The organism is Pararcticibacter amylolyticus (assembly GCF_003130405.1).
Taxonomy (GTDB): Bacteria; Bacteroidota; Bacteroidia; order Sphingobacteriales; family Sphingobacteriaceae; genus Arcticibacter; species Arcticibacter amylolyticus.
Genome location: NZ_QEAS01000017.1, coordinates 116494 through 126192, shown reverse-complemented (window position 1 = coordinate 126192; position 9699 = coordinate 116494). Strand labels below are relative to the sequence as shown.

At 43.3% G+C, this 9699-nt stretch carries 11 protein-coding genes; all 11 read left to right on the top strand.

The genetic code is table 11. The features are described 5' to 3' along the window. The first annotated feature begins 153 nt into the window (after positions 1 to 153). Positions 154 to 1452: a glutamate-1-semialdehyde 2,1-aminomutase gene (gene hemL, locus DDR33_RS19060; RefSeq protein WP_109417398.1), complete on the top strand. Its 1299-nt coding sequence runs from the start codon at positions 154 to 156 to the stop codon at positions 1450 to 1452. Positions 1453 to 1463: 11 nt separating this feature from the next. Further along, positions 1464 to 2339, top strand: a complete 876-nt coding sequence (locus DDR33_RS19055) for a sensor histidine kinase (RefSeq protein WP_109417397.1) — start codon at positions 1464 to 1466, stop codon at positions 2337 to 2339. Beyond that, positions 2329 to 3033: a response regulator transcription factor gene (locus DDR33_RS19050; protein WP_109417396.1), complete on the top strand. Its 705-nt coding sequence runs from the start codon at positions 2329 to 2331 to the stop codon at positions 3031 to 3033. The genes DDR33_RS19055 and DDR33_RS19050 overlap by 11 nt, the downstream gene beginning before the upstream one ends. Before the next feature lie 3 nt (positions 3034 to 3036). Beyond that, positions 3037 to 3552 (top strand): tetratricopeptide repeat protein, encoded by a 516-nt coding sequence (locus tag DDR33_RS19045; protein ID WP_109417395.1) that lies wholly within the window; start codon positions 3037 to 3039, stop codon positions 3550 to 3552. Continuing rightward, positions 3552 to 4595: a uroporphyrinogen decarboxylase gene (gene hemE, locus DDR33_RS19040; RefSeq protein ID WP_109417394.1), complete on the top strand. Its 1044-nt coding sequence runs from the start codon at positions 3552 to 3554 to the stop codon at positions 4593 to 4595. The genes DDR33_RS19045 and hemE overlap by 1 nt, the downstream gene beginning before the upstream one ends. Before the next feature lie 7 nt (positions 4596 to 4602). Next, positions 4603 to 5136 carry a protoporphyrinogen oxidase HemJ gene (hemJ, locus tag DDR33_RS19035; protein WP_202913788.1) on the top strand — a complete coding sequence of 178 codons (534 nt, stop codon included), beginning with the start codon at positions 4603 to 4605 and terminating at the stop codon, positions 5134 to 5136. A gap of 62 nt (positions 5137 to 5198) precedes the next feature. Continuing rightward, positions 5199 to 6320, top strand: coding sequence for a hypothetical protein (locus DDR33_RS19030; protein WP_109417392.1), 1122 nt, complete (start codon positions 5199 to 5201; stop codon positions 6318 to 6320). A gap of 56 nt (positions 6321 to 6376) precedes the next feature. Beyond that, complete coding sequence (locus DDR33_RS19025) at positions 6377 to 6946, top strand: RNA polymerase sigma factor (RefSeq protein WP_109417391.1); 570 nt, start codon at positions 6377 to 6379, stop codon at positions 6944 to 6946. Beyond that, positions 6936 to 7700 (top strand): hypothetical protein, encoded by a 765-nt coding sequence (locus DDR33_RS19020; protein ID WP_109417390.1) that lies wholly within the window; start codon positions 6936 to 6938, stop codon positions 7698 to 7700. Before DDR33_RS19025 ends, DDR33_RS19020 begins: the two co-directional genes overlap by 11 nt. Positions 7701 to 7710: 10 nt before the next feature. After that, on the top strand, positions 7711 to 8541 hold the full coding sequence (locus tag DDR33_RS19015) for an outer membrane beta-barrel protein (protein ID WP_109417389.1): 831 nt from the start codon (positions 7711 to 7713) through the stop codon (positions 8539 to 8541). Between the two features lie 159 nt (positions 8542 to 8700). Then, entirely contained in the window at positions 8701 to 9690 is a 990-nt protein-coding gene (locus tag DDR33_RS19010; RefSeq protein ID WP_109417388.1) for an ABC transporter ATP-binding protein, read from the top strand. The last annotated feature ends 9 nt before the right edge of the window (positions 9691 to 9699 follow it).

The following is a 9699-nucleotide window of genomic DNA, read 5'->3' as shown; positions in this document are numbered from 1 at the left end:
GGGGGAGAGAAGTTGAAAAGTGGAGCGGTAAGAAGTGGAGGCAGGATTTGCTGATAAAGAAAAACTTGCTCAAAGTATAAAAAGCGGTGGCGTAAGACGCCATGTGAAAATCTGATAGCTGATTTTTTGACAGCTATAGCTAAAAGCGATAAAATGAACGATATATCACGGAAACAGTCGGCCCGGTTATTTGAAAAAGCTCAGAAGTATTTTCCCGGAGGTGTTAATTCGCCGGTTAGGGCATTCAAATCGGTTTATGGAACTCCGCTGTTTATAGAAAGAGGCGACGGCTGCTTCCTTTGGGATGCTGACGGAAATAAGTTTATTGATTTTTGCTGTTCATGGGGGCCGCTGATCCTTGGACATAATCATCCTACGGTGAGAGGGCAGGTAGAGGATGTTCTTGGTAAAGGAATGAGTTTCGGAGCGCCTACAGCTCTTGAAAATGAACTTGCTGAGCTGATCCTGAAGAATAATAAGAAAATTGAGAAACTGCGTTTTGTCAGTTCGGGTACAGAGGCAGTAATGTCGGCTATCAGGCTTGCCAGGGGATATACAGGACGTGATAAGATCGTGAAGTTTGATGGCTGTTATCATGGACATTCTGATTCAATGCTTGTAAAGGCAGGATCGGGGCTGGTAACATTTGGTGAAACTTCTTCAGCTGGAGTTCCGAAGAGCTTTGCTGATGAGACGATTGTTATACCTCTTCATGATAAGGTGGCGCTGGAAGAAGCATTTAAGCAATTTCCAGACGAGATAGCGGCTGTGATCATAGAAGGAGTTCCTGCCAATAACGGCCTTCTTATCCAGGATAAGGAATATATACAATACCTGCGGGAGATAACTCAGTCGTACGGCAGTCTTCTGATCTTTGATGAGGTGATCACCGGATTTCGCCTGGGTTTTGAGGGGGCCGCAGGATATTATGGCGTCAGCCCTGATATTATCACCTATGGGAAGATCATAGGAGGTGGTATGCCGGTTGGTGCTTACGGCGCTTCTGCAGCTATTATGAAAAATATCTCTCCTGACGGTGCTGTTTACCAGGCTGGTACTCTGTCTGGTAATCCCGTTGCGATGGCTGCGGGAATAGGGCAGCTGTCTGAATTGCTTCGCCCCGGCTTTTATGATGAACTGAATGCAAAAACACAAGCTTTCGTATCGGCAATAGAACAATATATACAAGATAAGGGTTACCGTGTGAAGGTGTCCTTTATCGGGTCTTTGTTCTGGTTTGCGTTTACAGATAAGGATATTAAAAAAGCAGAGGAGATTGATCCTGCCAGTATGGACTTTTTTAAAGAGTTTCACCGTGAGCTGCTGAACAGGGGAATATATCTTGGGCCGTCGGGATATGAAGTTGGCTTTATATCTGCTGCGCATACTCCTGAAGTTCTTGAGAACGCAAAAAGAGCTATATTTGAAAGCCTGGATATTGTGAAGCCCTAATATAAACTGTTATGCATAAGTCTCTTCTCATATTTTATGCTCTTATTTTATATGCTCTGGCAGAATTAATTTGGTGGGGGGTATTGCTTATAGAAGTGCGTCCCGAGCGTAAGGGTATGATCCTGGGAGAGGGTGCAGTGTTCATTCTGCTTTTCCTCACAGGGGCTTATTATTTGCATAAAACGCTTAAGAAAGAGCGGAAACTTCGTGAACAGCAGAAGAACTTCCTTCTTTCGGTGACTCACGAGCTGAAGTCTCCGCTGGCTTCTATCAAGCTGTATCTGCAAACCATCCTTAAAAGGGACTTGAATAAAGCGCAGACCCATACATTTTTGAATAATTCCTTAAAAGATATTGAGAGGCTGGACGATCTTGTTGAGAACATGCTGATCGCTACCAGGATAGAGAATCACTCCTATACTTTTCCAAAAGAGAACTTTAATTTTTCTGAGCTGGTTGAAAAAGTGGCTGAGAGGTTGCAGATCCACACGTGCAGTACACAGATCATTAAGACTGAGGTTGAGCCCGAAATATTTGTTACGGGTGATAAGTTTGCTTTGACTCTTGTGGTCTCTAATCTTATTGAAAACGCCGTTAAATATTCTCCCCCATGTGAGGAGATAAAGGCGAAAGTGTCTAAAAAAGACGATGTGATCACTTTTGAGGTAGCTGATAAGGGCATTGGTATCAGAGATGAAGAGAAAATCCGCATCTTTGAGAAATTTTACCGTGTGGGAAGTGAGGATACACGGAAGACGAAAGGTACAGGATTAGGGCTCTATATTGTAAAACAGGTGCTCGATAAACATCGTGCGCAGATAAAAGTTAAAAATAACCGGCCGGCCGGAAGCATTTTTGAAGTAAGCTTTAGCACAAATGGCAACTAAACAACGTATTTTATTGGTTGAAGATGAAGAACATCTTCTCGAAGCAATTAAGCTGAACCTTGAACTTGAAGGTTACAAGGTAACTACTGCAACAGACGGAAAGAAAGCTCTTCGCATATTTAAAGAGGAGCGGTTTAACCTCATCGTTCTGGATGTTATGCTCCCTGAAATCGATGGTTTCCAGGTTGCTGAGACGATCAGGCTCGAAAATACCGAGGTTCCGATCATGTTCCTGACAGCGAAGAATACCAGCGAGGATCGTGTTACCGGACTGAAGAAGGGAGCTGATGACTACCTGGTGAAGCCTTTCAACCTGGAAGAGCTGATCCTGAGGGTGAATAACCTTGTTAAAAGGGGGCTTTCAGGAGAGGAAAAAAAGGAGCTGAATACCTATAAGATCGGTGGAAAAACGATCTATTTTAATTCTTTTGAACTGCGTAATGAGGACGGTTCTGTAACTCCTCTTACAAAGAAAGAAACCATGCTCCTGAAGCTTCTTATCGAACGGAGGAATGATGCTGTTTCGCGGGAGCAAATTCTGGAGACCGTGTGGAATTACGATGTGTATCCGTCTACCAGGACAATCGACAATTTCATTCTTACCTTCAGAAAGTACTTTGAACCGGATCAGAAGAACCCGATCTATTTTCACTCTATCAGGGGAGTAGGGTACAAGTTTACCGATTCTCAATAGATAATGATTAGTACAAAGGTGCGTTTTGCTGTTCTTGCACTCGTAGCGGTCCTGCTCATATGGGCGCTTTATGAAAAGTCGTATGAAGGGGCTGCGCTCGCAGGATTGGGTATCGTTCTTCTGGTAAGAGGTTATTTTAAGGACGGAACGGTCGTGCTGGCAGCAAAGGCGTTCAGGAACAAGGACTACCAGAAAGCAGAAACGTTGTTGAAAGAAGTGCCGAATCCCGACTATCTGAGAAAAAAGCGCAGAGGATATTACGAGTTCATCTATGGGAATATAGAACTTCAAAAGCAGAATTACGCGGAAGCTGAAACTCATTTTCAAATCGCCAGCCGTTTCCCTCTTGCTTCCGAAAATGACAAGGGGATCATTCTTGTCCATCTTGCGAATATCAATCTAAGGAAGAAGGAATACCAAAGGGTGAGAGCCTATGTTGAAAGGGCTAAAGAACTTAAGATCAGTACCCGCATTCAGGGAATTATACAAAAAATTGAAAAAGAAATACCAGGAGCATAGTGAGTAACAATCAGAAAGAATCTTTATTTGTAAGGGCAGCATTTTCGCAGCCGACAGAGCGTCCCCCAGTATGGATGATGCGTCAGGCAGGTCGTTTTATGAAGGAATACTGGGATATAAAAAACAGGTATTCATTTCTCGAAATGTGTAAAACTCCGGAAATTGCTGCTGATGTGACGATGCTGCCGGTTGATTTACTGGGAATAGATGCTGCTATACTCTTTTCTGATATACTGGTTACTGCCGAAGCGATGGGGGGAGATTTGAGCTTTACCCAGGGGGTCGGCCCCCGTTTCTCTAATCCGGTAAGGAACAGTGCGGATGTCGACAAGCTGGAAACCGATGTGATGGACAGGCTGAAGTACGTGGCCGACGCTATTGTGGTGATCCAGCAAAGGCTGAACGGACTCATTCCATTGATCGGGTTCGCCGGTGCTCCTTTTACTGTAATGAGTTATCTGGTGGAAGGAGGTTCTTCGAAAGATTTCAAACTGACCAAGCTGATGCTGCATAATGAGCCGGAACTGGCTCACCGTCTTCTGTCAAAAATTGCTGATGTAACTACTGCCTATCTGAACCTTCAGATAGATGCCGGAGTAAATGCTGTTCAGATATTTGATAGCTGGGCCGGTGCTCTTTCATGGGACGATTATCAGGAGTTTTCGCATTCCTATATTGCCAGGATTATTTCAGGATTGAAGCGTAAGGATATCCCTGTAATCTCTTTTTGCAAGGGAAGTTCGGTGTTTGCTCCGCTTATGGCGCAGACGAAGCCGGATGTTATTTCAGTTGACTGGAATGCTGATCTGCTCTCGGTAAAGAAGAGTCTTCCTTCCGGAATTGCAGTTCAGGGAAATCTTGACCCTCACATTCTGTATGCGGATAAAAAAGTGATCAGGGAAAGGATCCTGAGGTTATATGAAAAGATGAAAGATGAACCAGGGTTTATTTTTAATCTTGGACATGGAATAATGCCTGACATTCCTTTTGACCATGTTAAGTATGCCGTTGAGGTGATAAAGAATGAACTTAAAAAGGCGTAGGTAAGTGCTGTATCTGTATGTAAAATCTATACATATCATTTTCGTCGTCTGCTGGATGGCCGGGATTTTTTATATCGTCAGGTTGTTTATTTATCATATAGAGGCAAAAGACAAGACTGAGGAGGAGCGCAGGATCCTCTTTCCGCAATTTCAACTGATGGAGAGCCGGCTATGGAATGTGATTACCATGCCCGCTATGGTTCTTTCCGTTTTGGCGGGAGTCGGAATGCTTTACCTTAATCCCTATCTTTTACGAACAGACTGGATGCTTGTGAAACTGGCTTTTGTTGTGGGACTGCTGGTTTATCATTTTACCTGCCAGCGGGTGATGCTTCAGTTGCGGCGCGGGATTTTTGCATGGACTTCTATGCAGCTTCGTATATGGAATGAGGTTGCTACGATCCTGCTGGTGGCCATCGTGTTTGTTGTGGTGCTGAAGAATGCACTGGACTGGATTTACGGGCTTATCGGCTTGTTTCTCTTTATTTTCGTAATTATGCTTGCTGTAAAGATCTACAAGTATTACCGGCTGAAGAAATAGTATAAGGGATTGATTGGGTGGGATTGGCGCATAAGAAATTTATCTTAGTTGTTAAACAGAGAATGAAAAAAATTATTCTGGCTTTTTTGTGTATCGTCTCCGGGCTTTCAGGAAAAGCTCAGCTGCCAAATGACAGTCTCGAATACCGGTTAAGGCCGGACAGTGCCCGTACGGGAGCCTTATATTTAAGTATTCATAATTTCAATTTCCTCAGGAATTATGAGTTTTTTAATGATTTTCAGGATGGCTACACCTTGTACGGAACCCAGCTCGAACCACAACTGGCTTATTATGCGCATCCTAAATTATTGCTGACAGCGGGTGTACATCTGAGGAAAGATTTCGGCGGACGCGGGATTTACCGTACATACCCGTTGTTCAGCGTGAAGTATCAAAGTGGTAATAGCGCATTAATAAACGGGGTACTGGAGGGTAACGTACAGCACAGGCTGATTGAGCCCTTATATGATGTTGAACGAAAGATTACCAATCCGGTGGAGTACGGCACCCAGTTCATTGTGAATAAAAAGTCTTTATTTCTGGATGCTTTTATCAATTGGAATAATATGATCTATAAGCCTTCCGGAGAACAGGAACAAATCTTTGCTGGCTTATCGTCCGATATCACCATAAAGCAGACTTCTAAATGGAGATTTTCTGTGCCGCTGCAGGTAATGGTTTTTCACCAGGGCGGACAGATCGATACACTGGATAAACCCTTAAAGACCTACCTGAACGGTGCCGTAGGTTTTAAGCTGAAGTATTATACGGAAGGTCTTATTAAATCGGTAAGCACTGAAAACTATCTTGTTGGATTTAATGATAACTCGGGAGTTCAGCAATTGCCCTATAAGAAAGGAAATGCGTTTTATCTGAATGCCGGGGTTGAAAGCCGCCTTGGTAACCTGATCCTGTCTTACTGGAACGGAAATAAATACATTGCGTCTGCGGGGATGCCGCTTTTTCAGTCGGTTTCTTATAAGCTTGGAGAGGAAGGGTATGCCGAAAAGAAGCGGGAACTGTTAATTGTGCGCTATGCTTATCAAAAACAACTTATTCCTGATTTCTACCTTGATTTTCGTGTGGAACCTGTTATAGACCTTGCCAGCCAGGGATCAAAACAACTGGATTTTTATCATTCGTTTTTCCTCGTGTATAAGCATGAATTCCGCTTATTGAAATAATTTTGTTTTTCATGCAACCAAACGCATAAGATCCGCATCTTATTTCTGAAGCGCATATGAATTTAAGTCGGAAAGTGACCATTGATGAGCTTCTGGATGGCTGCCGCAGGAGCGAGCGCCGGAGTCAGGAGCTTTTATATAAATTACTTGCATCAAAGATGCTGGGAGTTTGTATGCGGTATGCTAAAGACCGTTATGAGGCGGAGGATATATTGCAGATGGGGTTTGTAAAGGTGTTTCAAAAGGTGAAGGAGTTTAAAGAGCAGGGATCTTTTGAGGGATGGATAAGAAGGATTATGGTCAATACCGCAATAGAGGTTTACAGGAAAAATCAGCGTATGCTGAATGTTGTTGATATTGATGAGGTATATGACATGCCCCAGGAAATGTTTGATATGAACCGGCTTGAAGCAAAAGATCTTCTCGCTCTGATCCAGCATCTTTCGGGAGGATACAGAATGGTTTTCAATCTGTACGCAATAGAAGGGTATTCACACAAGGAAATTGGAGAACAACTGGGAATTACAGAAGGGGCTTCAAAATCGCAACTTTCGCGGGCCCGTGCTGTTCTGAAAGAAAAGTTGATAAAAATGGAGGGTGCAACACATGCAAACTATGTCGGATAAAGAATTTGATGCATTTTTCAGGGAGAAACTTGATGGTTTTGAGGTAGCTCCTTCAGATGCTGTGTGGGGAAGGATTGCGGGAGAGCTTGCAGAACCTGCTAAGAAAAGAGTTTTCTCTCCGTTATGGATGGCTGCTGCCAGTGTGGTAGTTATTATGGCGGCTGGATTTTGGTTCATGAGGCCTGTAAAACCTATTCAGTTAAGGGCCGCAAATGTTACGGAACCTGCTCCCCGCGTTGAGCAAAGCCGTCCGGTTGAAGAAAAGGTTCCCGCAGATGCATCCCCAAAGAAAGAGAGTTTCCTGGAAAGGCTGGCTCAGCTTAAAGTTGGTAAAAATAATCAGGGAAGAGGAACAGCTGTGATGAAGGAAAAGTCAGTTGAAAATGACTATGTGCAACAGCCAGTTGGGTCGCCGGAGGAAACGCCTCAGCAGATCACTGTTCTGGCAACAGAAACTTTTACTGATATTAAGCCGGCTCCTGTTTCCGGAAAGCTGAAGATTCCTGACCATAGAAAGCCTGTTATTGCTTTAGCTGAAGACAACGCTGCGAAGGAGGGGGATAGTGAACCTGCTGAGAGATCAAGGCCGGGGATAAAAACGGTAGGAGATCTGGTCAATTTTGTAGTGGCAAAAGTGGATAAGAGGAAGGATAAGCTGATAGAGTTTTCGGAAAATGAGGAAGGGACTCTTATATCGGGGATCAATCTCGGCGTCCTGAAAATTAAAGCAAAGAATGAAGATAAACGAAACTAGGTAATAATATATGAAACGGTTAATTCTATTGTTGATAGTATTTGCAGCGGGTCAGGCGGTCTATGCAGATACCCAAGATCATACGGTTGCTTCTCTTGATTCTGTGAAAACGGATAGTACCAAAAAGAAGAACAGGGATATACAATTTAAAGTTACCTGGGGTAAACATGATGACCGTGAGGATAAGAAAGACTCAGTTAAACATTCTTCGAAGCATTCGGGGGTATCTTTCGACCTGACATTCTCCCGGTTTGACCTCGGATTCAGCAAGCTGATTGATAATGGAAGCTTCACTCTTTCCTCTAAGAATAACTTCCTGGAGTATAATGGGTGGAAGACAAGTAACGTGGGGTTTGATATTGTTCAGTTTGGATACCGGTTTAACAGCAATTTTAAGGTATACCTGGCAGGAGGTTTTGATTGGACACATATTCGCCTGCAAAAGGATATCACAATAAAGCGTGACTGGCCGGAACTGGCCTGGGATCAGGATACGATTCATTTCGATAAAAATCGTTTTTCTTCTACTTATCTGAGAATTCCCTTATCTTTCGAGCTAAGAACAAAGGACGACAACAACGGCAAAAAGTTTCGCTTCGTTTTCGGGCCTGATATGGGATTTCTTCTCAATGGCAGGGTGAAGCAGAAGAGTGACGAAAGGGGCAAACAAAAGTTCGATGATGATTATCACTTCACTAAGTTCAGATACGGTGCTTTTGCCCGCATTGGATATGGAGGAGCTGGTTTATATGCTAAATACTATTTCAATGATACTTTTGAAAACAGCCCCAATCAGAAAGGTCTGAGAAGTATGGCCTTTGGTATTACAGTAGGATTTTAACACACCTTTATAATGGTTAACCCTTCCCTGCTTTTCCTTTAGGAATCGCAGGGTTTTTTGTTTTTGCTGCTAGTAGAACTAATAATTAGTATTTTTAAAAAATCGCAACTGTGGTGAAATGTAAAGAAGATTACTTCTTGTAATATTATAATTCAGGGGATGAGCAACACTATTATAGAGCTGAAGGATGTAACAAAAGTCTACATAGAAAGTCCTTTTGCAGGGGTAAAATCAATAAACCTTGCTATCAGACAAGGTGCAGTTACTGTAATCTCGGGGGAGAGCGGGAGTGGTAAAAGTACACTGCTGAAACTCATTTCCGGTTTAATGAGCCCGGATACAGGTTCTGTTTTATTTAAAGATGAGATAGTCAGAGGCCCCGAGAGCAGGCTTATTCCCGGACATGAAGCCATAAAGACTGTTGCACAGGATTTCAATCTTAATATTTACGCTAAGGTTTACGATAATATTGCCGGATTGCTGCCGAATACAAACCTCAAAGCAAAGGATCAAAAGGCTTATGAGGTGATGGAATTCTTACGGATCGATCACCTGGCACGAAAAAGGGCTGTGGATTTGAGCGGGGGAGAACAGCAAAGGGTGGCGATAGCACGTGCAATTATCACGGATCCCGAAGTGCTGTTGCTGGATGAGCCTTTCAGTCAGGTGGATACCCTGGTAAAAAACGAGCTCAGGGCTGATATAAAGAGAATGGCGAGGTATCTTGGAATCTCAGTTATTCTCGTCTCTCATGATCCTCTGGATGGGCTTTCCCTGGCAGATGAGATGGTGATCCTGAAGAATGGGATAATACTGGAAAGTGGAGTACCAAGGCATTTGTATAATGCCCCGGGATATTTGTATACAGCACAACTATTATCAAATTGTAATGTCCTCACGGCGGACGAGGCACAGGAACTCGGAATATCTTCTTATAAAGATACAATCGCCATTTACCCTGAGTGGATCAGGCTTGAAGAAGGTGCATCTTTGCAATTCATCATCAAGGACGTTTTCTTCAAAGGTTCTTACGAGGAATTATTGCTTAACCTTAACGGGGTAAAGCTTATTGCTATCAGCACTGATCCGGGAAAGTACACAAAAGGAATGCAGGTTGGCGGGAGAATAGAGCGCTTTGTTGGGTTCTGAAGGGCAGCC

What these genes read in the sequence shown, in the direction of transcription:
- DDR33_RS19010 (WP_109417388.1), top strand. Translation starts at nt 8,701, where the DNA reads ATGAGCAACACTATTATAGAGCTGAAGGATGTAACAAAAGTCTACATA.
- hemL (WP_109417398.1), top strand. Translation starts at nt 154, where the DNA reads ATGAACGATATATCACGGAAACAGTCGGCCCGGTTATTTGAAAAAGCT.
- DDR33_RS19020 (WP_109417390.1), top strand. Translation starts at nt 6,936, where the DNA reads ATGTCGGATAAAGAATTTGATGCATTTTTCAGGGAGAAACTTGATGGT.
- DDR33_RS19050 (WP_109417396.1), top strand. Translation starts at nt 2,329, where the DNA reads ATGGCAACTAAACAACGTATTTTATTGGTTGAAGATGAAGAACATCTT.
- DDR33_RS19025 (WP_109417391.1), top strand. Translation starts at nt 6,377, where the DNA reads ATGAATTTAAGTCGGAAAGTGACCATTGATGAGCTTCTGGATGGCTGC.
- DDR33_RS19030 (WP_109417392.1), top strand. Translation starts at nt 5,199, where the DNA reads ATGAAAAAAATTATTCTGGCTTTTTTGTGTATCGTCTCCGGGCTTTCA.
- DDR33_RS19015 (WP_109417389.1), top strand. Translation starts at nt 7,711, where the DNA reads ATGAAACGGTTAATTCTATTGTTGATAGTATTTGCAGCGGGTCAGGCG.
- DDR33_RS19055 (WP_109417397.1), top strand. Translation starts at nt 1,464, where the DNA reads ATGCATAAGTCTCTTCTCATATTTTATGCTCTTATTTTATATGCTCTG.
- DDR33_RS19045 (WP_109417395.1), top strand. Translation starts at nt 3,037, where the DNA reads ATGATTAGTACAAAGGTGCGTTTTGCTGTTCTTGCACTCGTAGCGGTC.